Origin of the sequence: Yersinia sp. FDAARGOS_228, assembly GCF_002073315.2 — a bacterium.
Lineage (GTDB): Bacteria > Pseudomonadota > Gammaproteobacteria > Enterobacterales > Enterobacteriaceae > Yersinia > Yersinia intermedia.
The window spans coordinates 39,961-61,828 of record NZ_CP020409.2 but is presented as its reverse complement, the minus strand read 5'-3'; the positions used below and the strand labels follow the sequence as shown (position 1 = coordinate 61,828).

The following is a 21,868-nucleotide window of genomic DNA, read 5'->3' as shown; positions in this document are numbered from 1 at the left end:
GATGGAAAAGGATTATCAGAAGGTTATTGCGATACCGACTCTCACGACGGTAAGGGTATGGGCAAAGCCTATTTACCTCAAAATCGCGCCACCCATGAGCCAATTTGTTAAAGCCTTACCTGTCATAGCCGGTTTAATGCTGTGCCACCTGTCATCCGCTTGTGCTGACGAACAACGCTATATCAGCATCCGCAACACCGATACCATGTGGACGCCCGGTAATATCTGCGTGTATCAGTTCCGCCTGGATAATGGTGGTAGCGGAGTGGGTTTCGGCCAACTGGCTGTTTCACTGCGTTTGAAAGACAAAGCAGGCAACACACTGGCGACAGGTGCCATGGACGTAGCCCCCTTTGGCGATAGCGACTCTACCCGTTCTCAGGAGGCTTTTCTGGAGCATGAATGTGTTGAAAACATCAACGCTGTTGAAATCATGAAGGTGACCGAAGAGCGCAATGGCCATCAGGTTAGGCTGCCACTGTCCGTTTTCGACCCACAGTATTACCAGCCATTGCCGATATCGGTTGCCGGGAATAAGGCATCATAACTGGCTTAGCTTTGCATCTGCCAAACATCAAATTAGCACAATCCTTCACTACAAATCAGGTCATGCCTCCTTCGGGAAGCATGGCCTTTTCGTTTTTAATCTCTAAATAAGGAATAGCCATGACCCGATTAGCATCTTGCTTTGGATCGGTGAACCTCGTTCGCCGCGATCGCCCATTAACCCGTGATGAACTGGCGCATTACGTACCGAGTGTCTTTAGTGAAGAAAAGCATGAATCACGTAGCGACCGGTACACCTACATCCCGACCATCACCCTGCTCGATAACCTGAAGCGTGAAGGCTTCCAGCCGTTCTTTGCCTGTCAGACCCGTGTGCGGGATCAGAGCAAGCGTGAACACACCAAACACATGCTGCGCCTGCGCCGCGAAGGCCAAATCACTGGCAAGCAGGTACCGGAAATCATTCTGCTTAACAGCCATGACGGCTCCAGTTCATACCAGATGTTGCCGGGGCTATTTAGATCGGTTTGCCAAAATGGACTGATTTGCGGTGAGAGTTTTGGTGAGGTGCGCATGCCGCATAAAGGCAATGTGGTGGAGAAAGTCATTGAAGGGGCTTACGAAATACTGGGGATATTTGACCGAGTGGAAGAGAAGCGCGATGCCATGCAGTCGCTGCTGTTACCACCACCCGCTCAACAGGCGATGGCAAAAGCAGCATTAACCTATCGCTTTGGTGAAGGGCATCAGCCGGTGACGGAATCGCAGATCCTTTCCCCCCGCCGCTGGCAGGACGAAAACAATGACCTGTGGACCACTTACCAGCGTATTCAGGAAAACCTGATTAAAGGCGGGCTGTCAGGGCGAACGACCGAAGGCAAACGTGCCCACACTCGTGCTGTAAAAGGTATCGACGGTGATGTGAAGCTTAACCGCGCTCTGTGGGTGATGGCCGAGAATATGCTGCAGCTTGCTTCATGAATCTTTTTGCCCTCACTCCCTTCAGGCCCTGTCGATAAACCGGCGGGGCTTAGTGTTTTAAGGAACTGATATGTCTACACTTCATCTATCCCCGGTATTCCCGGCAAACGAGCAGCGCGTTATCCGGCGAGCCCTGCGATTGCTGGAGAAATACCAGCGCCAACCGGGTGAACAGTTTACTGCCACCAGCTTTACTAAAAGCTGGGTGCAATTACAGTTGGCTCGCCAAGAGCGGGAGGTATTTCTCGTGATGTACCTTGATAACCAGCATTGCCTGTTGGGGCACGAAGCGTTGTTTACGGGCTCCATCAGCCATACAGAAGTACATCCCCGTGAGTTGGTAAAAGCGGCTCTGCGCCACAACGCAGCTGCGGTGATTCTGGCGCATAACCATCCATCGGGTACGACAGAAATCAGCCAGCAGGACAAGCACATTACCCAGCGGGTGGTAACCGCATTGGCACTGGTCGAAGTGCGCGTGCTGGATCATCTCGTGGTCGGGGGAAGTGATGTTGTTTCTTTTGCCGAGCAGGGGTTGCTTTAAACGGAGGTATTCATGCCATTAACACAATCCCATGAATGGGGGTTGCAAAGCGATATCACCCCACGATTTGGCGCAAGATTGGTTCAGGAAGGTAACCGGCTGCATTACCTGGCTGACAGGGCCGGTTTGACGGGGAGCTTTACACCAGCGCAGTTACAGAGTTTGGAGCAGGCTTTCCCGCTGTTGATAGTACAACTGGAAAATATGCTGCATTCCGGTGAGCTAAATCCACATCATCAACATCAGGTGGCAGTTCAACTTGCTGAATTCACCAGCATAGCGGATACCCGTGGTAGCTGCGGCTACGTTTACATTTCTATTTATCCAACCGAGTAACACCTTCTCTCTTCTTCTATTATCAGGATTCAACTTATGCACATTTCATCTGTACCGGCCACGGTGCCGGTTTCGTCACGCCTGTCGCCCGTACAGGTCTGGCAGCAACTGTTAACGTATCTTTTAGAACACCATTATGGCCTCACGCTCAACGACACGCCATTCCATAACGACGCGGCCATTGAGGAGCATATCGAAGCGGAAATAAAGCTTGCCGATGCGGTTAATTTCCTGGTGGAACGCTATGAACTGGTGCGCACTGATCGTAAGGGTTTCACCTGGCAGGAGCAGACACCATTTCTGACTGCTACCGATATTCTCAGAGCAAGACGTGCTACCGGGCTGATGAATACGTAAATTTTTCGAGCCTCATTCCTGATTTTTATCTCTGCACTTTCCACTCTTTTTATTCATCGCATAATGCGCCTGCCACTCCCGGCAGGCGTGTTTGCTTTTTATGGGCGATTGACGATGCAAACAGAACCCGACGTGTTAACAGATCACAACGAACTTATCCTTTCGACCAATATTGAACGTGTGGTCACTGGCCGCGATACCGCACTGAAACAAATCGAACAACTAATTCAGCAGCTTGCCGACATCTCGACGCTGACCAGTAGTATCGGTGGCAAAAAGGCCCGTGACTGGGCGATGCGTCAGGACTTTCGTTGTGGCTGCTGGCTCATGGAAAACGTGAAAACTGCAATGAGTACCATTACCTGTAATCTTGATCGCAGCATCTGGCGTGATCTAATGCAAAAATCAGGGATGATCTCGTTGATGGACGCTCAGGCGCGTAAGCAATGGGATAATAATCTCGAGGGTGACGATATTCCTGAGATCAGCGAAGCCAACATTCTTAGCACCTTTGAGCAATTGCATCACAGTAAAGCGGATGTATTTGAGCGGGGGATTATCAACGTGTTTAAGGGATTATCATGGGATTACAAAACGAACTCGCCTTGCCAGTTCGGCAAAAAGATTATTGTAAATAACCTGGTGGATCACAACCGCTGGGGATTTAAGCTCAATTGGGGATGGCGTAGGGATCAACTGGCTGACCTGGAACGCATGTTGTTTCTGCTGGATGGAAAACCCATTCCGGAAAATCGTAACGATGTGACGGTCAGACTGAGTGAGCACATTAACCATAAAAGCGCATCGGAGATCTTCGACGATGAGTATTTTTCGATACGCTACTTTCAGAAAGGCACAGCACACATCATTTTTAAACGGCTCGACCTGACAGAAAAGATGAATGATATCGTGGCGAAGCACTATCCGGGGATGCTGGCAGCGAGATGATGAAGAGGGCAGGGAAGCAATTCCTTACCTGACCCATTACCTGACCCGATTCCAATAAAACGAAAAAGGAGTCAGACGATTTCTCATCTAACTCCTTGTTTTATTTGGTGGCCCCTACTGGACTTGAACCAGTGACCAAGCGATTATGAGTCGCGTGCTCTAACCAACTGAGCTAAGGGGCCAGACTTGGGCGCTGATTATACGGTAGTTTTTATCCTGCGGTCTAGAGCTGATAAATCAGATGGCTGTTTTATGCACAAATTTAAGGTTTTTTACGTACATAGCAGGTGATTGTATGCAGATTTTAGCTTGGGGATAGGGTTTTTTCGGCTAAAAAGAAAAACCCCGGCATGCCGGGGTTTTTGTGTGTTTGCTGCTGTCGCTAACGATTAATCGTCCAGGAAGCTGCGCAACACTTCAGAGCGGCTTGGATGGCGCAGTTTACGCAATGCCTTAGCTTCGATCTGACGAATACGCTCACGGGTTACGTCGAACTGTTTGCCCACTTCTTCCAGAGTGTGGTCAGTGTTCATATCGATACCGAAACGCATACGCAGAACTTTCGCTTCACGAGCGGTCAGGCCAGCTAACACATCGTGAGTGGCAGAGCGCAGGCTCTCTGACGTTGCAGAGTCCAGCGGTAGTTCCAGAGTGGTATCTTCAATGAAATCGCCCAGATGTGAATCTTCATCATCACCGATCGGGGTTTCCATTGAGATTGGCTCTTTGGCAATCTTCAGCACTTTACGGATCTTGTCTTCCGGCATTAGCATGCGTTCAGCCAGTTCTTCCGGCGTTGGCTCACGGCCCATCTCTTGCAGCATCTGGCGTGAGATACGGTTGAGTTTGTTAATCGTCTCAATCATATGTACCGGAATACGAATGGTACGCGCCTGGTCCGCGATAGAGCGGGTAATAGCCTGACGAATCCACCACGTTGCGTAAGTTGAGAACTTATAACCACGGCGGTATTCGAACTTATCTACTGCTTTCATCAGACCGATATTGCCTTCCTGAATTAAATCGAGGAATTGCAGACCACGGTTGGTGTATTTTTTCGCAATAGAGATAACCAAACGCAGGTTAGCTTCAACCATTTCTTTCTTGGCACGGCGCGCTTTCGCTTCACCGATAGACATACGGCGGTTGATATCTTTCACTTGCTCAATTGTCAGACCGGTTTCTTCTTCGATCTGGCGCAGTTTCTGCAAGCTACGTTGAACATCATCCGAGACATCTTTCAGTTTTTCAGACCATGGTTTACCCATCGCAATGGCTGCTGCAAACCAAGTGTCACTGGTTTCATTGCTGGCAAACAGAGTAACGAAGTTTTTCTTCGGCATTTTGCACTGCTCAACACACAGCTTCATGATGATACGTTCTTGAGTACGAACGCGATCCATCATGGTACGCATGTTGTTGACCAGATAGTCGAATTGCTTCGGTACCAGGCGGAACTGTTTGAACACTTCAGACAACTTCAGAATTTCAGCAGCAGCATTGGCGTGGCTACGACCATTTTTCTTGATTTCCATGCGTGCGTTTTCGTACTGCTCACGCAAATCGCTGAATTTCTGGCGTGCCAGCTCTGGATCGATGCTGTTGTCGTCTTCTTCTTCGTCTTCGTCTTCATCTTCGTCGTCGTCATCATCCATCTCTGCGGTGGATAATTCAGAACCAACGTGAGTCGCCGTCGGCGCAATATCTTCTTCGGCGTTTGGATCAACAAAGCCGTTGATCAGGTCAGATAAACGGGCTTCACCCGCTTCAACGCGATCATATTGTTCTAACAGATAAGTAATCGCTTCAGGGTATTCAGCAACTGAACACTGAACCTGATTGATACCGTCTTCAATACGTTTGGCGATATCAATCTCGCCTTCACGTGTTAACAGCTCAACGGTACCCATTTCACGCATGTACATACGCACCGGGTCGGTAGTACGCCCGATTTCGGATTCAACACTGGATAACACCTGCGCAGCAGCTTCTGCCGCGTCATCGTCGGTATCAGTGGTGTTCTCGGCCAGCATCAAATCATCGGCATCAGGTGCTTCTTCCAGCACTTGGATGCCCATGTCATTAATCATCTGGATGATGTCTTCGATCTGATCGGAATCGACGATATCTTCCGGCAGATGGTCATTGACCTCAGCATAGGTCAGATAGCCTTGCTCCTTACCACGGGTGACAAGTAGCTTTAGCTGTGACTGCGGGTTTTGCTCCATAAGACGGTATCCACACTTCAGAGTATTTGGGTTGGTGTCGGTCGGCGAAACCGCCAACAATAGCATTTGGGGCCTTTTTTTGTCGCCGCTGCCCGCTATGGCGGCATATTGCGGGGAGTCGCCCCCACATTTATCGGCAATTAAGCCGTTGGGTGTTTCATTTTTTTCTGGCTAATGCCAGATTCAAAGACCAAAGCTCTTTACGTTCTTCGGCGTTTAATCCATGTGTCCGTTCACGCGCTATCAGGGTTTCCTGGCGTTGCTCCAAGATGGAGTCATACAGGCTCGCTAGCGTGTCGACAAAAGTCGGTTCGACCATATCCTCAACAATCATGTGGTTCCATGTTGCGAGAGTTTCAAGCTGTTGGCTGAATTTATTATCCCGATACAGTTCCAGTAACTGCCCGGTTGTCAGTCCCGGCTGGGCCAGACAAGTATCAACCAACTCAATAAATAACGGTAAACCTGCTAACTTGGCTTGTTCGACGCCCTGTAGTGAGGGAATAAGTGTAGCCAGTTGTGGGTTTTGTACCAGTAGCCCTATAAGTATACGCATGGTTGTGCGTTTTAGCTGGGGCGGTTGGTAGGTATTCGTATTTTCAGCCTGTTTTGGCATCAGTTTATCGAGCTGGCTATCATCAAGCAGGCCTAACTTATTACCCAGTTGCTGACGCAGATAAAGACGCAAGGTCTCACCAGGTACCTGACTGATTAAAGGTAGTGCCAGAGTGCTTAACTTGGCGCGCCCGTCGGGGCTGCTCAAATCCACCTGTGGCATCAACGTTTCGAACAAGAAGGTTGAGAGTGGTTGCGCCACTTCCATCCGCTGTTCAAATGCGTCTTTCCCTTCTTTACGTACCAGAGTGTCTGGGTCTTCGCCGTCGGGCAAAAACATAAAGCGTAGCTGACGCCCGTCATTTAGATAGGGCAGCGCCGTTTCTAATGCTCGCCAGGCGGCATCTCTACCTGCCCGATCACCGTCGTAACAACAAATTACGTTATCGGTAGCACGGAATAATAATTGAATATGCTCCGCAGTGGTCGCGGTCCCCAGTGAGGCAACAGCATAATCAATGCCAAATTGCGCGAGTGCTACCACATCCATATAACCTTCCACCACGAGTAAACGCGTGGGGTTGGGATGATTCACTTGCGCTTCATACAAGCCGTATAACTGCCGACCCTTATGAAAAATTTCTGTTTCTGGGGAGTTTAGATACTTTGGTACTCCATCACCCAGAATTCGCCCACCAAAAGCGATAACCCGCCCGCGCTTATCGCGGATAGGGAACATGACGCGCTCACGAAAACGATCGTAAGTCCGCCCTGTATCATTAGTCACCAGCATTCCAGCATCGTTCAGCGCGGTGCGGCTCTCACCATCACGACCAAAACGTTTTAAGGCATTGTCCCAACCTGGGGGGGCAAAACCAATAGCAAAATGTTGGATGATTTCTTCACTCAAACCGCGGTTCTTAAGATATTCGCGTGCTTGATTGGCGCTCGAGCCTTTGAGTGACTGTTGATAGAATGCACTAAGGCTTTCCATCAGTTGATAAAGACTTTGTCGTTGATGACGTTCGATCTGGGTGGTGCCGGTTCCTGCCTCGTAAGGCACTTCCAGCCCATGCATGGTGGCCAATTCCTCAATACTTTCGACAAACTCGAGTCTGTCGTAATTCATCAGGAAATCAACAGCATTACCATGTGCGCCACAGCCGAAACAGTGATAAAACTGCTTTTCGCCGTTAACAGTGAATGAGGGTGTTTTCTCATGATGGAACGGACAGCACGCATGGTAATTTTTGCCTTGTTTCTTCAACTTTACCCGTGCATCGATAAGATCGACGATGTCGGTGCGAGCCAGCAAGTCATTGATAAATACGCGTGGAATTCGTCCAGCCATAAGCCCCTATTCGATCAGTCCATAAACGAGAACAAGCCGCGCATTCCTTTCGGAAAGCACGGCCTTCGTATGCAACTACTCGATCTGCGCGTTCTTAGAACATAAAAAACTACGCGGTGGGGTTACCCCCGAAGAATTAATACAGACGAGTGCGGCGTGCGTTTTCGCGAGCCAATTTCTTCGCGTGACGTTTTACAGCAGAAGCTTTAGCGCGTTTACGTTCGGTAGTCGGTTTTTCATAGAACTCACGACGACGGACTTCAGCTAAAACACCTGCTTTTTCGCAAGAGCGTTTAAAACGACGAAGAGCTACGTCGAATGGCTCGTTTTCACGTACTTTAATTACCGGCATGTGCCTCTCACCTCAATAGAAATCGGTTTGCTGCTGGCCAATCGCCAGCCTTCTCAAAATGGTGCGGAATTTTACTTCAATGGATGCTGCTTTGTAAAGCACCACAGCAAATTGAAACAGGCACGCCCCTGTGATGTCGCCCCCGTTCTTTACAAGAAAGTTGGTGCCGAGGGTGCGACGGCCGCTGATTATATACTAAACAGGCCTTGTGATCGAATTTATCAACATTTTTTTCAAATGTGAAAACGATCAACAACATTCATGCAGTCGGATTGTTCAAATTGCCTGTTTGTCGGCCAATTTAGGATCAGAAGTCATGACGGGCGGTACTGTTATGCTAAACTATCGGCCGCACGTGAATGATGGGAAATGTAATGCGAGTTTTGGGTATAGAGACGTCCTGCGATGAAACCGGGATTGCAGTGTATGACGATGAAACCGGTCTGTTAGCTAACCAATTGTACAGTCAGGTTAAATTGCATGCTGATTATGGCGGTGTAGTGCCTGAACTGGCTTCCCGTGATCATGTGCGCAAGACTGTGCCACTGATTCAGGCTGCGTTGAAAGAAGCCAATCTGAGCGCTAAAGACATTGATGGCGTGGCGTATACCGCAGGCCCTGGTTTGGTTGGCGCATTGTTGGTCGGGGCGACAGTCGGCCGCGCATTGGCATTTGCGTGGGGGGTTCCGGCAGTGCCGGTCCACCATATGGAAGGCCACCTATTGGCACCAATGTTGGAAGATAACGCACCAGAGTTCCCGTTTGTCGCGCTGCTGGTATCCGGCGGTCACACTCAGTTGATTAGCGTGACGGGGATTGGTGAGTATCTGCTATTAGGGGAATCTGTCGATGATGCGGCAGGTGAAGCCTTTGATAAAACAGCAAAATTATTAGGTTTGGACTATCCCGGAGGGCCGATGTTGTCGCGTATGGCACAACAGGGTACGGCGGGGCGTTTTACCTTCCCGCGCCCAATGACCGATCGCCCTGGGCTGGATTTCAGTTTTTCTGGTTTGAAAACGTTTGCTGCAAATACTATCCGAGCTAACGGTACCGATGATCAGACCCGTGCGGATATCGCTCGTGCATTTGAAGATGCGGTGGTTGATACGCTGGCGATTAAATCCAAACGCGCGCTGGATAAGACCGGTTTCAAACGTTTGGTCATTGCCGGCGGCGTCAGTGCAAACCGCACTTTACGTTCAAAACTGGCGGAGATGATGCAAAAACGGGGCGGTGAAGTGTTTTACGCCCGGCCAGAGTTTTGTACCGATAATGGCGCGATGATCGCCTATGCTGGGTTGATCAGGCTGAAAAGTGGTGTGAACAGCGAGTTGAGTGTTTCGGTACGGCCGCGGTGGCCTTTGAGTGAGTTGCCGAAAGTCTGAGCGGGGCTGTGGCGGTGTTGCTGCGTCATCTCGTGATGCTCACATACTGATGTATGCTCCGCTCTCTCAATTCCTTGCGCCTTGCCTCGCTCCCGCTCAGCCATTCTAAGATTGGTGCTGGCAGTCTGAGCGGGGTTGTGGCGGTGTTGCTGTGTCATCTCGTGATGCCCACATACTGATGTATGCTCCGCTCTCTCAATTCCTTTGCGCCTTGCCTCGCTCAGCCATTCTCGTTTTAAGGAAAATCAATCTTCTTTCTGTTCCAACTCTGCGGCTTCTTCGGCCGGGGTTTTCTGCTTTTTCTTTCTGAGCTTATCCCAGATTTTACTTTCTTTGCCGCGCCATAAACGTTGAATATTATCGTGGTGACGCATCAGAATCAGACAAGAGAGCATGGCAACCGGGAAGGTGAATTGCGGTTTAAACCACCAAACGTAGAAGGGAGCGATCAGAGCACTGATAATTGCACCTAAAGAAGAATACCCACTCAATAACACCGTTAGTAGCCAAGTACCGGTCATCAGGCCGGTCAGATCCCAGCCAATGGGTGCGATGGCACCGAAAGCGGTTGCAACACCCTTGCCACCTTTAAAATGGAAAAAGACCGGATAGATGTGACCAAGGCAGGCAGCGATAGCGGTCAAGCCCAGATACAGGGGGGAAACGTGCAGTAGGTAAGCAATCCAAACGGGCAACATGCCTTTCAGCACATCGAAAATCAGCACTGTTGCTGCGGCTGCGCGACCACCGATGCGCAGTACGTTGGTTGCACCGGGATTACCGGAGCCATGTTCACGCGGATCTGGCAGCTTAGCAACCCGACACACCAGGATTGCACTGGAAATAGAGCCACACATATACGCGAAGATAATCATGCCAAGCGCGATAGCACTCATAACACCGCCCTGTTGAATAATGATCGTTTTAATCGCAACATCAGTGGATAATACGCATATTCCGCTGGAAGTGGTATCCGGCAGGCGCAAAAACAGAGAATGACGTGATGGACATCGTATTTATTGAAGAACTTAGTGTCATAACCACCATCGGTGTTTATAACTGGGAGCAGACCATCCAGCAGAAGCTGGTGTTCGATATCGAAATGGGCTGGGATAATCGTAAAGCTGCTGCCAGTGATGATGTGAATGATTGCTTGAGCTATGCAGATATCAGTGATGCGGTGATACACCATGTAGAGTCACAGCGCTTTGCCCTGGTTGAACGGGTGGCAGAAGAGATAGCCGAGCTACTATTAGTGCGTTTCCAATCACCGTGGGTGCGGATTAAGGTCAGTAAACCGGGAGCGGTGGCACAAGCCCGTAATGTCGGTGTGCTCATTGAGCGTGGTCAGCGGCCTAACTGATTTTTTTGTGTCGTGATGACATAAAAGTGCAATCCTGAATAGATAATGTAGTCTGATTGTATGGTGTGATAATTATCGAATTTGAACGGCATTGTTTTTTTAGCATATGGTTTTGTTAATCGTATGCTGTGTAACATTGCCGTTTTTTGTGTTTTCTATTACATGGCATTGGGTATCGTAGATGACGGATATGTATTCGCTGTTTGTGGCTGTTGTTTTAGGTGTGGTTGAGGGATTGACGGAGTTTTTACCCGTATCATCCACTGGGCATATGATTATCGTTGGTGAGCTATTGGGCTTTACCGGCGACAAGGCAAAAACCTTTGAAGTCATCATTCAGTTAGGGTCGATTCTGGCGGTTGTCGTGGTGTTCTGGCGGCGGTTATTTGGCCTGATTGGTATCCATTTTGGTGCAGTACCTCATGAGGGAAAAACCAGCGGCCATCTGACATTGGGCCATATTTTACTGGCAATGATCCCTGCCGTGGTGTTGGGGTTGGTATTCCATGATGTCATCAAATCGCTGTTTGATCCGAGAAATGTCATGTATGCCTTGGTGGCGGGTGGGGTACTTTTACTGGTCGCAGAATGGTTCAAACCTAAAAATCCGAAGTCCGTTGGTTTGGATGATATTACTTACCGCCAGGCTTTCGCGATTGGCTGCTTCCAGTGTCTGGCCTTGTGGCCGGGGTTCTCCCGTTCTGGTGCTACCATTTCTGGCGGTATGTTGGTCGGCGTTAACCGTTATGCCGCGTCTGAGTTCTCCTTCATCCTGGCGGTGCCGATGATGATCGGGGCCAGTGGGCTGGATCTTTATAAGAGCCTGCATTTCCTGACGTTAGGTGATTTACCGATGTTTGCCGTCGGGTTTATCACGGCATTTATCGTCGCTCTGATTGCTATCAAAACCTTCCTTTCACTGATTAAACGCATCTCTTTTGTGCCTTTCGCCATCTATCGCTTTGTGGTCGCGGCAGCCGTGTATTGGGTGTTTATGTAACATACCCGTTATACTTCAAGCTGCATGTGCGTTGGCTACGTTCATCACCCGAATCACTTACTCATGTAAGCTCATCGGGTTCTCTCGCTTGCCGCTTTCCTGCAACTCGAATTATTTAGGGTATAAAAAGTGCAGCGAAATATAAAAAAAGCCCTGATTAATCAGGGCTTTTTGTTATCGGTGATTTTATTCTGATGTGATTACTTGCGCTTGTTTCCATTGTGCTAATGCTTGTTGGCGGCGGCGTTTTAGTTCGTCGCGAATGGCTAACCCTTGTAACCCGCTGGCTACCACTTCCTGCACTGACACGCTGTTGGCAACATGGTATGCGGCTCGTAGATAGTCCCCCTGTGGATAGGGATTTTCTTCAAATCCGGTACGGCCACGGGCATCTGCCTCACTGGTCATAATCATTTGCTCAAGGCGTTCTGGTTTGCGCCACACATCAATCGCATCGAATAATTTGAGCAGAGTTTCGGGGCGGAGCTTATTCACCGTATGGATAAGATCATGGTATTCCGCCACCAGTTTCGCCAAGTCACGTATCGGATTCGGTACCCGTAAGCGTTGACATAGCTGTTCAACCAATTTAACCCCAGCCGGACCGTGGCCGTGGTGGTGCGGCCAAAACTCTTTCGGTGTCAGACCTTTACCTAAATCATGGCAGAGAGCGGCAAAACGGATATCAACCTCAGGGCTGAGTTGAGCCGCAATTGCCAATGTCATCAGCGTATGGATCCCAGTATCAATTTCTGGATGCCACTTTTCGGGGGCGGGTACGCCAAATAAACGCTCAATTTCTGGGAATAGCACCACCAGCGCACCGCAATCACGTAACACCTGAAAATAGATCTGTGGGCTTTGCATTTTCAGCGCTTTCTCGGTTTCTTTCCATACTCGCTCTGGTGTCAGTGCCGATAGCTCGCCACTTTGTGCCATGGCCGCCATTAAAGATTGAGTCTCGGCGGCGATGCTAAAACCTAAATGAGCAAAACGAGCGGCGAAACGGGCAACTCGTAAAACACGTAATGGATCTTCGCCAAAGGCGTCGGAGACATGACGCAGCACTTTGTTTTCTAAATCTTGTTGGCCGTGGTAGGGATCAATCAATTCCCCATCAGCGCTACGGGCAATGGCATTGATAGTCAAATCGCGGCGCAATAAATCCTCTTCCAGTGTGACATCCGGCGCGGCGTAGCAGGTAAAACCGGTGTAACCTGCGCCGGATTTGCGCTCGGTACGAGCCAGTGCGTACTCTTCATGGCTGACTGGGTGCAGAAAAACGGGGAAGTCTTTACCGACCTGCTGATAGCCCTGTGTGAGTAACTGTTCCGGGGTGCACCCCACCACGACCCAATCCTGTTCGGTGACCGGCAGATTTAATAGGCTGTCGCGTACCGCGCCGCCGACCAGATAGATTTTCATGTTAACCCTTCGTTCTTGACGTTATAGCGTTGTTAGCTGCTCACTTGAATCACATTTTGCCGCCTGGCGACACCGCCAATGACTGTGTGCTTGGTGCTGGAGACAAAGGTTTATTTCAGTATAGTTGGGGATGAGGGCAGATTAAACAAGCAGGCCACCCTGGCGGGCAGCCGAACGCGTCGATTTTACCGTTTGATTAAACTGCTATCAGTTCATCCAGCGGTTGTTCTTTTTGCGGCTTGGGATCAGATGTGGCAATACCAGGCCGAGAAGCAAGCCGATACCGGCAACACCGCCACCGTACATAAACCATTGCAGGATAATGGTACGCTGTTTGTCATCTAATTGCAGATTCACGGCGCTGACTTTCTTCTGAGCAACCACTAACTGATTCTTAAGTGACTCATTTTCTTTTTGCAGTTCAGAAATCACGCTATCGCTGGCAGCCACTTTCTGCTGCATTTCAGCGGTGCGCTGATTCCAGCTATTATCAATATTAGCCAGCTTATCTGTCAGGGTTTTGACTTGTTGTTCAAGGTCAGGTACCCGAATGCGCAAACTGGGTGTTTCACTCAATTGATTAAGCGGGATCCAAGTGGTTTTCCCTTTACTGTCACGAATTTGCCCATAACTTGTGCTGTCATCAACGCTTATCAGGGTAACTTCATCCCCGCCTTTTAGCGTGCCAACAATACGATATTGGTTACCGGGACCGCTATGAACGTAGGTATCCAGCTCATCAGAGATGTAGCGTTTTTCTTCAGCGTGCGCGCCCCAGGAGATACTGAGACTGAGTATCGCGAGGCAAATTAGGCGTATTTTCAGCATTAGAGAGTCATTTATGAGTGAATTTATGGAACGATAGTAGTGTGTTCAGTTTGCCGACGCAACGCATAAACCGGAATGAGAACTATCTTACTCTCATAGCCAGCGCGGCTTTAGCCACTTTGTTGTTCATTTTAACCGCACTGAAAATTTGTCTTATGAAGCCTTATGGCAGACCTGTTAAAATAGGGGTTGACTCGGGGCTGCCGCGCGGCTTTTTTGTGTAAAATAGCGAAGTCTGTGTAAAACAGGCAAATCGCCGCGAAAGAGGCATAATGCCCGTAATCTCGCAACATACCGGTGTGAATGAAATTATGACCGTTGAAATAGAATTAAAGTTTATTGCTACTCCTGCGGCCATTGCCGCGTTGCCCGAGCGGCTTACATCCTGGCAAAACCAGCATTCTGCGCCGCAGACGTTGACCAATATCTATTTTGAAACTGCCGATAAGCGGCTGCGCCAGCATGATATTGGCTTACGCATTCGTGGTTATGATGGCCGTTACGAAATGACGGTTAAGACCGGCGGTAAAGTGGTCGGTGGTTTGCATCAACGCCCTGAATACAACGTCGATATTGATAGTGACCAATTAGATTTGGCGCGTTTCCCTGCCGATATCTGGCCGGAAGGTTGGGTGATTGAGACATTACAAGCAGAACTACAGCCGCTATTCCGCACAGATTTCACTCGTGAGAAGTGGGTAATTACTTACGGTGAGAGCGAGATAGAGCTTGCTGTTGATCAAGGCACTATCAGCGCAGGTGAGCTGTCGGAACCCTTGCACGAAATTGAGCTGGAACTGAAAAAAGGCAATCAGGCAGATTTACTGGCATTGGCCGCAGAACTGGCACAAATTGGCGGTTTACGGCAGGGCAATCTGAGTAAAGCAGCCCGTGGCTATCATTTAGCGCAAGGCAATCCACCGCGTGAGTTGCGCCCATTACTGGTCTTGCAGCCAGCGGCGAAATCCACCGTTGAGCAAGGCATGGTGGCAGGGCTTGAGATGGCGTTGGATCATTGGCAATACCACGAAGAGTTGTGGTTAGGTGGCGAACCGGCCGCCAAAGCAATGGTTATTGAGGCATTGGCGATGGTGCGGCAGTCATTAGCTATTTTCGGTGGCTTGGTACCGCGCAAGGCCAGTACTGAATTGCGCGCTGGGCTACTGGCACTTGAACCGCAGTTAGAACCGAAGAATGTCGATGCTGAGCAGCTTTGCTATAGCACTGATTACCTAAAATGTAAGTTAGCGCTCACATCTTGGCTAGTGACCTCCGGCTGGCGGCCATTTATGGATGCCAAAGCACAAGCCAAGTTTGAGGGATCATTTAAACGTTTCTGCGACATCATGTTGAGCCGCAGTGCCGCTGATCTGAAAGACGCTTTTGGTCACCATCTGGATGACGATGGTTATTTGGCGCAACTTCCGCGTTTAAACCGGCAGATCATGTCTTTCCAATTGCTTTCCGGCTTCTATCCGCAGAGTGAATGGTTGCCGTATATCGATGGCTGGTTTGGTTTGCAGCAAGAGATTATGCACCGTCAGGGCCACTGGCGTGATACCGCCCGTAAGGAAGCACTAGCGCAGGCAGCCTTTTGGCTGAACGGTGCTGCAAGTTAATAGATAGCCGCTTGAGGAATGAATGCTTTATGTTGCCACTCTCTTCGGAATTACAGCTTCAGGCGCAGAATATACAACAGCGCTTTTATGAGTTACCGGCTCCGCCAGATTTACACGAAGAAGATATCCCTGTACTGGCGTTGAGTGATTTTGTCAGTGATATGTTACTGATTCACCCTGAGTGGCTGGAAGAGTTGCATCAGCAACCCCCGCAACCGCAGGAGTGGCAATTTTATCCACAATGGTTAAATCTGGCGTTGGCCGAGGTACAGGACGAAGCAGCATTATTAGCCGCATTGCGGCTGTTTCGCCGCCGGATAATGGTGCGCATTGCCTGGTCACAAACACGGCAAACCAGTGCGACTACCGATACCTTGCAACAACTGAGTGGGTTGGCTGAAAGCCTGATTCTGGCAGCGCGCGATTGGTTGTATCAGGCTTGCTGTCGTGAGTTCGGTACGCCATCTAATGCCGAGGGTGTCCCGCAGCCGTTGCTGATTTTGGGCATGGGCAAATTAGGCGGCGGTGAACTGAATTTCTCCTCTGATATCGATCTGATTTTTGCCTACCCAGAAAACGGCCAGACCCAGGGTGGGCGTCGCCAGTTGGATAATGCCCAGTTCTTCACCCGCTTGGGCCAACGGCTGATTAAAGCGTTGGATCAGCAAACCATTGATGGCTTTGTCTATCGGGTGGATATGCGTCTACGCCCGTTTGGTGACAGTGGCCCGCTGGTACTGAGTTTTGCCGCACTGGAAGATTATTACCAAGAGCAGGGTCGTGACTGGGAACGCTATGCAATGGTTAAGGCACGTCTGATGGGCGGAGCTGAAGACCATTACAGTAAGGAGCTGCGCCAGATGCTGCGGCCCTTCGTCTTCCGCCGCTATATCGATTTCAGCGTGATCCAATCGCTACGTAACATGAAAGGGATGATTGCCCGTGAGGTCCGGCGGCGTGGCCTGAAAGACAACATTAAGCTGGGGGCCGGTGGTATTCGTGAAATCGAATTTATCACGCAAGTATTTCAGCTTATTCGTGGTGGCCGTGAACCGCGCTTGCAAGAGCGGGCTTTACTACCGACGTTGCAGGCAGTCGCCGAGCTGGGTTTATTACCACCACCACAAGTGAGTGATCTCAGTAGCAGTTATCTGTTTTTGCGCCGTTTGGAAAATCTGCTGCAAGCTATTGCTGATGAACAAACCCAAACGTTACCCAGTGATGCACTGAATCAGGCCCGATTAGCTTGGGGCATGGGGTATACCGACTGGGCGGCAATGAGTGCGGCACTGGAATACCATATGCAAGCTGTGCGTTTGGTATTTAATGATCTGATCGGCGATGATACCCCCGATATCGGTGAAGATCCCCGCCATGGTTTATATAAAAGCTTATGGCAGGATGCGCTGGAAGAGCGTGATTTAGCCCCTCTCACACCGCATTTAGACGAATCAGCCTGCCGGCAGTTGTTGACGACGATTAATCATTTCCGCCATGACGTTGATAAACGGACCATTGGGCCTCGGGGCCGTGAGGTGCTGGATCAACTGATGCCGCGCTTGTTCTCCGAGGTTTGCTCGCGCCCCGACGCCAATGTCGCCCTCAGCCGCTTGATTCAGTTGCTGCTGAGCATCGTTACTCGCACCACTTACCTCGAATTACTGGTGGAATACCATGCGGCATTGAAACATGTTATTCGCTTGTGTTCAGCCTCGCCGATGGTGGCCAGCCAATTGGCCCGCTACCCGCTGTTATTGGATGAGTTGCTCGATCCGCAATCGTTCTATCAGCCCTTGGAACCCGGTGCTTATCGTGATGAATTGCGCCAATACTTATTGCGGGTGCCAGAAGATGACGAGGAGCAGCAACTTGAGGCGTTGCGCCAATTTAAACAAGCCCAGCAATTGCGCATTGCCGCTGGTGATATCACCGAGGCGCTGCCGGTAATGAAAGTGAGCGATCACTTAACTTATCTGGCAGAAGCCATGATTGATGCGGTTATTCAGCAAGCCTGGGGGCAGATGGTGGCTCGCTATGGCCAGCCAAGCCATCTACAGCAGCGGGAAGGCCGTGGGTTCGCCGTGATTGGTTATGGCAAGTTAGGGGGCTGGGAGTTAGGTTATAGCTCAGATTTGGATCTGGTTTTCTTGCTCGATTGCCCGCTGGATGTGATGACTGATGGCGAGCGCAGCATCGACGGCCGTCAGTTCTACCTGCGTTTGGCCCAGCGCGTAATGCATTTGTTCAGCACTCGCACCTCGTCAGGCATTTTATATGAAGTGGATGCTCGCCTGCGGCCATCGGGTGAGGCGGGCATGCTGGTCAGCACCGTTGAAGCTTTTGCCGATTACCAACAGCATGAGGCTTGGACCTGGGAGCATCAGGCACTGGTTCGCGCGCGGATCGTTTACGGTGATCCTCAATTACATCAACAGTTTGATACTATCCGCCAGCAAATCCTGTGCCGTCATCGTGAAGATCCGCAATTGCAGCAGGAAGTGCGCGAAATGCGAGAGAAAATGCGCAACCATCTGGGCAGCAAACAGCGTGGCGTCTTCGATATTAAGGCGGATGAGGGGGGGATTACCGATATTGAGTTTATCGCGCAATATCTGGTGTTGCGCTATGCGGCCAACGAACCACGCTTGACCCGTTGGTCAGATAACGTGCGTATTTTTGAGTTGATGGCCAATTACGACATCATGGCACCGCAAGAGGCAGCGGCACTGACCCGTGCTTATGTCACCATGCGAGATGAGATTCATCATCTGGCATTGCAGGAGCTATCCAGTAAGGTTTCTGCTGACAGTTTTATCACCGAAAGAGAGCAGGTTGCTGCCAGTTGGCGGAAATGGCTGGTGACGTCAGATATTGTTGCCAGCGAATAAGATAAAATACAGCAGGCCCGTGATTACTGGGTACGGCGGTTATTCATAGTATGCCAGGTGCCTGTGATATTATCCGGCACCACATATATTCGTCATACTTCAAGCTGCATGTGTGTTGGCCGCGCTCAATCACCCGAATCACTTACTGGTCTTGACCTTAAGAAATAAGTAAGCTCGTCGGGATTATGAGCCTCTATGAAGCTCACCCTATGGGCCAGCGCAAGCGCTGTTCAACATGGTTTACAGCCAAGTTGTCACTCGCTTGCCGCCGTCCTGCAACTCGAATTATTTAGAGTATAACAAACACAAAATTGGAGCGAAGAGATGTGTGTTTTCGGGGTTAATAACAGCTCACTTTGGGGGGCTAACGTATGAAAGTCACGCTGCCTGATTTTCGCCGCGCCGGTGTATTAGTCGTTGGTGATGTCATGTTAGACCGTTATTGGTATGGACCAACCAGCCGGATCTCACCAGAAGCACCGGTGCCAGTTGTTAAAGTTGATACCATCGAAGAGCGCCCCGGTGGTGCTGCAAACGTGGCGATGAACATCGCATCCCTTGGCGCTATCTCTCGTTTAGTTGGGTTGACCGGCATCGACGATGCTGCGCGGGCGCTGACCAATAAGCTGAATGAAGTACAGGTGCGCTGCGACTTTGTTTCGGTGCCTACCCATCCAACGATTACCAAATTGCGGGTACTTTCCCGTAATCAGCAGTTGATCCGTCTGGATTTTGAAGAAGGTTTTGACGGTGTTGATCCGCAACCTATCTTTGATCGCATCCAGCAGGCGCTGCCACAGATTGGCGCACTGGTGCTATCCGATTATGCCAAAGGTGCATTGAACAGTGTGCAGCTGATGATCCAACTGGCACGTAATGCGAAAGTTCCAGTACTTATCGATCCTAAAGGCAGCGATTTTGAGCGTTATCGCGGCGCAACACTGTTGACCCCTAACTTATCCGAATTTGAAGCCGTCGTCGGTCACTGTAAAAATGAAGAAGAGCTGGTCAGCCGTGGCATGAAGCTGGTGGCTGACTTTGAGCTTTCAGCTCTGTTGGTGACTCGTTCCGAACAAGGGATGACACTGCTGCAACCGGGGAAACCCCCATTACATCTACCCACTCAGGCGCAGGAAGTGTTCGATGTGACCGGTGCGGGTGATACGGTGATTGGGGTATTAGCTGCGGCACTGGCTGCGGGTAATACGCTTGAAGAGTCATGCTTCCTGGCTAATGCTGCCGCCGGTGTCGTTGTCGGTAAGTTAGGTACCTCAACGGTTTCACCGATTGAGCTGGAAAATGCCATTCGTGGTCGTGCGGAAACCGGTTTTGGGGTGATGGATGAGCAACAACTGAAAAAAGCTGTTGCGCAGGCCCGTCAGCGTGGTGAAAAAGTGGTCATGACCAATGGCATTTTTGACATTCTCCATGCGGGTCATGTCTCTTATTTGGCTAACGCCCGTAAGCTGGGTGACCGCCTGATTGTGGCAGTGAACAGCGATGCCTCTACCAAACGCTTGAAAGGCGAAAAACGGCCAGTTAACCCACTTGATCAGCGCATGATTGTATTAGGTGCGTTGGAAGCTGTGGATTGGGTGGTGCCGTTTGAAGAAGATACGCCGCAGCGCTTAATTGCCGATATTCTGCCGGATCTGCTGGTGAAAGGTGGTGATTATAAGCCGGATGAGATAGCGGGCAGTGCCGAGGTTTGGGCCGCAGGCGGCGAGGTTAAAGTACTGAATTTTGAAGATGGAGTTTCCACCACCAATATTATTCAGTCAATCAAGAATGGCCGTGGCTAAATGCCCTTCGGCCTTGAAGTTGCAGCCAGGCAGCAAACGAGATAATTCCGATGAGCTGACTTGAGTCAGTGATTCGGGTGAAAGAGAGCAGCTAACACCGCTGCAACTTCAATTAAGAAGGGGATATGGGTGGGTGGACTAAAACAGGAGTTGAGTCTGGCACAGGGAGTCGGGTTGCTGTCCACCTCACTGCTGGGAACGGGCGTTTTTGCGGTTCCAGCACTGGCGGCGATGCTGGCCGGAGACGACAGTCTATGGGCCTGGCCGGTATTAATTGTACTGGTTTTTCCGATTGCTATCGCGTTTGCTGCTCTAGGCCGCGATTTCCCTAGTGCCGCAGGGGCTGCCCACTTCGTGACGATGGCCTTTGGCCCGAAACTGGGTAATGTCACTGGCTGGCTATTCTTGTCTGTTATTCCCGTTGGTTTACCCGCCGCCTTGCAAATTGCTGCCGGTTTTTGGCAGGCGACATTCGGCTGGAGCGATACTGGGTTGCTGATGGTGCAACTGGTCACTTTGCTGGTTATTTGGTTGCTTGGCACGCGCAGTGCCGGTTCCAGCGCCAATGTGCAAACATTGATAGCATTACTGGTTATTGCGCTGGTGGTGGCTATTTGGTGGCAGGGTGAGATTCATCCATCACAGATACCTTGGCCAAAACTACAAGATATTTCTCCGCCGAATATGTTCAACGCGTTGGCCGTAATGTTCTGGTGTTTTGTCGGCTTAGAAGCCTTTGCACACTTGGCGACAGAATTCCGCCATCCCGAACGTGATTTCCCACGCGCACTGATCGTTGGCTTACTCGTTGCTGGTGCGGTGTATTGGGGCTGTACCGTGGCGGTGTTGCATTTCCATGCTTATGGCGAACAACAGGCGGCTGCGGCGTCGTTGCCGGGCATTGTAGTGCAACTTTTTGGTCAGCATGCGCTGTGGATAGCGTGCATTATTGGCTATCTGGCCTGTTTTGCCAGCGTCAATATCTATACCCAGAGTTTTGCCCGCATGGTGTGGTCGCAGGCGCAGGTTCGGCCTGAAAGCAAACTTGCGCAGCTTTCTGCCGGGCAAACGCCGGTTAATGCACTTACTGCCGTGGTGGGGAGTTGCCTGGTATTTGCGTTACTGATTTATTGGCTATCGCTGCCACTGGACCTGCTGATTGTTTATGCCAATGGCATTTTTGTGCTGATTTATTTGTTATGTATGCTGGCGGGGATTCGCTTATTGAGCGGGCGCTCGCGGGTGATGTCGGTGATTGGCAGTATTCTGTGCTGTGTATTGCTGGTAATGATAGGTTGGAAAAGTTTATATGCTTTGCTGATGTTTTTCCTCTTGTGGATGCTTCTTTCCAGAATGCGGCCAGCGGCAATATCCTCGTAAACTCAGGGCGCGATAT

General features: G+C 50.2%; 19 protein-coding genes and 1 tRNA gene. 13 read left to right on the top strand and 7 right to left on the bottom strand.

Annotated elements, in window-relative coordinates:
• Positions 1–94: 94 nt before the first annotated feature.
• From A6J67_RS00310 to A6J67_RS00285, 6 genes are all read left to right on the top strand, one after another.
• A complete protein-coding gene (locus A6J67_RS00310) occupies positions 95–547 on the top strand; it encodes an IrmA family protein (protein WP_080608450.1) in 453 nt (150 codons plus the stop codon).
• A gap of 119 nt (positions 548–666) precedes the next feature.
• A complete protein-coding gene (locus A6J67_RS00305; protein WP_080607982.1) occupies positions 667–1,488 on the top strand; it encodes a DUF932 domain-containing protein in 822 nt (273 codons plus the stop codon).
• Between the two features lie 70 nt (positions 1,489–1,558).
• Entirely contained in the window at positions 1,559–2,032 is a 474-nt protein-coding gene (gene radC, locus A6J67_RS00300) for a RadC family protein (RefSeq protein ID WP_080607981.1), read from the top strand.
• Between the two features lie 12 nt (positions 2,033–2,044).
• Positions 2,045–2,368 (top strand): type IV toxin-antitoxin system YeeU family antitoxin, encoded by a 324-nt coding sequence (locus A6J67_RS00295; RefSeq protein WP_080607980.1) that lies wholly within the window; start codon positions 2,045–2,047, stop codon positions 2,366–2,368.
• 36 nt (positions 2,369–2,404) lie between these two features.
• Complete coding sequence (locus A6J67_RS00290) at positions 2,405–2,725, top strand: TA system toxin CbtA family protein (protein ID WP_080607979.1); 321 nt, start codon at positions 2,405–2,407, stop codon at positions 2,723–2,725.
• A 114-nt stretch (positions 2,726–2,839) separates the two neighbouring features.
• The gene (locus tag A6J67_RS00285) at positions 2,840–3,673 is read left to right on the top strand and encodes a DUF4942 domain-containing protein (protein WP_080607978.1); all 834 of its coding nucleotides are present in this window, start codon (positions 2,840–2,842) and stop codon (positions 3,671–3,673) included.
• 105 nt (positions 3,674–3,778) lie between these two features.
• Here the strand turns inward: A6J67_RS00285 and A6J67_RS00280 are convergent.
• The 4 genes from A6J67_RS00280 to rpsU form a co-directional block, all read right to left on the bottom strand.
• Positions 3,779–3,855, bottom strand: a tRNA-Ile gene (locus A6J67_RS00280).
• A gap of 207 nt (positions 3,856–4,062) precedes the next feature.
• Positions 4,063–5,901: an RNA polymerase sigma factor RpoD gene (gene rpoD, locus A6J67_RS00275; protein ID WP_005190373.1), complete on the bottom strand. Its 1,839-nt coding sequence runs from the start codon at positions 5,899–5,901 to the stop codon at positions 4,063–4,065.
• 157 nt (positions 5,902–6,058) lie between these two features.
• The gene (gene dnaG / locus A6J67_RS00270) at positions 6,059–7,807 is read right to left on the bottom strand and encodes a DNA primase (RefSeq protein ID WP_005190369.1); all 1,749 of its coding nucleotides are present in this window, start codon (positions 7,805–7,807) and stop codon (positions 6,059–6,061) included.
• Between the two features lie 136 nt (positions 7,808–7,943).
• Positions 7,944–8,159: a 30S ribosomal protein S21 gene (gene rpsU / locus A6J67_RS00265; protein ID WP_001144069.1), complete on the bottom strand. Its 216-nt coding sequence runs from the start codon at positions 8,157–8,159 to the stop codon at positions 7,944–7,946.
• Between the two features lie 374 nt (positions 8,160–8,533).
• Between rpsU and tsaD the strand changes: the two genes are divergently transcribed.
• Complete coding sequence (gene tsaD, locus A6J67_RS00260; RefSeq protein ID WP_050073917.1) at positions 8,534–9,547, top strand: tRNA (adenosine(37)-N6)-threonylcarbamoyltransferase complex transferase subunit TsaD; 1,014 nt, start codon at positions 8,534–8,536, stop codon at positions 9,545–9,547.
• Positions 9,548–9,792: 245 nt separating this feature from the next.
• On the opposite strand, the gene plsY is transcribed toward tsaD, so the two are convergent.
• Positions 9,793–10,443 carry a glycerol-3-phosphate 1-O-acyltransferase PlsY gene (gene plsY / locus A6J67_RS00255; protein WP_032907450.1) on the bottom strand — a complete coding sequence of 217 codons (651 nt, stop codon included), beginning with the start codon at positions 10,441–10,443 and terminating at the stop codon, positions 9,793–9,795.
• Between the two features lie 107 nt (positions 10,444–10,550).
• On the opposite strand from plsY, the gene folB reads away from it, so the two are divergent.
• Together folB and bacA are read left to right on the top strand one after the other, a co-directional pair.
• Positions 10,551–10,910, top strand: a complete 360-nt coding sequence (folB, locus tag A6J67_RS00250) for a bifunctional dihydroneopterin aldolase/7,8-dihydroneopterin epimerase (RefSeq protein WP_050296910.1) — start codon at positions 10,551–10,553, stop codon at positions 10,908–10,910.
• Between the two features lie 181 nt (positions 10,911–11,091).
• Positions 11,092–11,910 carry an undecaprenyl-diphosphate phosphatase gene (gene bacA, locus A6J67_RS00245; RefSeq protein ID WP_050296911.1) on the top strand — a complete coding sequence of 273 codons (819 nt, stop codon included), beginning with the start codon at positions 11,092–11,094 and terminating at the stop codon, positions 11,908–11,910.
• Positions 11,911–12,096: 186 nt separating this feature from the next.
• On the opposite strand, the gene A6J67_RS00240 is transcribed toward bacA, so the two are convergent.
• Positions 12,097–13,335 (bottom strand): multifunctional CCA addition/repair protein, encoded by a 1,239-nt coding sequence (locus A6J67_RS00240; RefSeq protein ID WP_050296912.1) that lies wholly within the window; start codon positions 13,333–13,335, stop codon positions 12,097–12,099.
• 207 nt (positions 13,336–13,542) lie between these two features.
• Positions 13,543–14,163, bottom strand: a complete 621-nt coding sequence (locus A6J67_RS00235; RefSeq protein ID WP_050073914.1) for a TIGR04211 family SH3 domain-containing protein — start codon at positions 14,161–14,163, stop codon at positions 13,543–13,545.
• Positions 14,164–14,474: 311 nt separating this feature from the next.
• On the opposite strand from A6J67_RS00235, the gene A6J67_RS00230 reads away from it, so the two are divergent.
• From A6J67_RS00230 to yjeH, 4 genes are all read left to right on the top strand, one after another.
• Positions 14,475–15,782, top strand: coding sequence for an inorganic triphosphatase (locus A6J67_RS00230; RefSeq protein WP_042570078.1), 1,308 nt, complete (start codon positions 14,475–14,477; stop codon positions 15,780–15,782).
• A 29-nt stretch (positions 15,783–15,811) separates the two neighbouring features.
• The gene (gene glnE, locus A6J67_RS00225) at positions 15,812–18,670 is read left to right on the top strand and encodes a bifunctional [glutamate--ammonia ligase]-adenylyl-L-tyrosine phosphorylase/[glutamate--ammonia-ligase] adenylyltransferase (RefSeq protein WP_050296913.1); all 2,859 of its coding nucleotides are present in this window, start codon (positions 15,812–15,814) and stop codon (positions 18,668–18,670) included.
• Positions 18,671–19,041: 371 nt separating this feature from the next.
• Positions 19,042–20,472, top strand: coding sequence for a bifunctional D-glycero-beta-D-manno-heptose-7-phosphate kinase/D-glycero-beta-D-manno-heptose 1-phosphate adenylyltransferase HldE (gene hldE / locus A6J67_RS00220; RefSeq protein ID WP_005188323.1), 1,431 nt, complete (start codon positions 19,042–19,044; stop codon positions 20,470–20,472).
• Between the two features lie 129 nt (positions 20,473–20,601).
• On the top strand, positions 20,602–21,852 hold the full coding sequence (gene yjeH / locus A6J67_RS00215; protein WP_042569045.1) for an L-methionine/branched-chain amino acid transporter: 1,251 nt from the start codon (positions 20,602–20,604) through the stop codon (positions 21,850–21,852).
• Positions 21,853–21,868: the final 16 nt, after the last annotated feature.

Excerpts from the sequence above, each read along its gene's own strand:
- A6J67_RS00285 (WP_080607978.1), top strand. The coding sequence starts at position 2,840 with ATGCAAACAGAACCCGACGTGTTAACAGATCACAACGAACTTATCCTT.
- A6J67_RS00290 (WP_080607979.1), top strand. The coding sequence starts at position 2,405 with ATGCACATTTCATCTGTACCGGCCACGGTGCCGGTTTCGTCACGCCTG.
- rpoD (WP_005190373.1), bottom strand. The coding sequence starts at position 5,901 with ATGGAGCAAAACCCGCAGTCACAGCTAAAGCTACTTGTCACCCGTGGT.
- radC (WP_080607981.1), top strand. The coding sequence starts at position 1,559 with ATGTCTACACTTCATCTATCCCCGGTATTCCCGGCAAACGAGCAGCGC.
- A6J67_RS00295 (WP_080607980.1), top strand. The coding sequence starts at position 2,045 with ATGCCATTAACACAATCCCATGAATGGGGGTTGCAAAGCGATATCACC.
- A6J67_RS00305 (WP_080607982.1), top strand. The coding sequence starts at position 667 with ATGACCCGATTAGCATCTTGCTTTGGATCGGTGAACCTCGTTCGCCGC.
- bacA (WP_050296911.1), top strand. The coding sequence starts at position 11,092 with ATGACGGATATGTATTCGCTGTTTGTGGCTGTTGTTTTAGGTGTGGTT.
- A6J67_RS00310 (WP_080608450.1), top strand. The coding sequence starts at position 95 with ATGAGCCAATTTGTTAAAGCCTTACCTGTCATAGCCGGTTTAATGCTG.
- A6J67_RS00230 (WP_042570078.1), top strand. The coding sequence starts at position 14,475 with ATGACCGTTGAAATAGAATTAAAGTTTATTGCTACTCCTGCGGCCATT.
- glnE (WP_050296913.1), top strand. The coding sequence starts at position 15,812 with ATGTTGCCACTCTCTTCGGAATTACAGCTTCAGGCGCAGAATATACAA.
- A6J67_RS00240 (WP_050296912.1), bottom strand. The coding sequence starts at position 13,335 with ATGAAAATCTATCTGGTCGGCGGCGCGGTACGCGACAGCCTATTAAAT.
- A6J67_RS00235 (WP_050073914.1), bottom strand. The coding sequence starts at position 14,163 with ATGCTGAAAATACGCCTAATTTGCCTCGCGATACTCAGTCTCAGTATC.
- folB (WP_050296910.1), top strand. The coding sequence starts at position 10,551 with ATGGACATCGTATTTATTGAAGAACTTAGTGTCATAACCACCATCGGT.
- hldE (WP_005188323.1), top strand. The coding sequence starts at position 19,042 with ATGAAAGTCACGCTGCCTGATTTTCGCCGCGCCGGTGTATTAGTCGTT.
- plsY (WP_032907450.1), bottom strand. The coding sequence starts at position 10,443 with ATGAGTGCTATCGCGCTTGGCATGATTATCTTCGCGTATATGTGTGGC.
- tsaD (WP_050073917.1), top strand. The coding sequence starts at position 8,534 with ATGCGAGTTTTGGGTATAGAGACGTCCTGCGATGAAACCGGGATTGCA.
- rpsU (WP_001144069.1), bottom strand. The coding sequence starts at position 8,159 with ATGCCGGTAATTAAAGTACGTGAAAACGAGCCATTCGACGTAGCTCTT.
- dnaG (WP_005190369.1), bottom strand. The coding sequence starts at position 7,807 with ATGGCTGGACGAATTCCACGCGTATTTATCAATGACTTGCTGGCTCGC.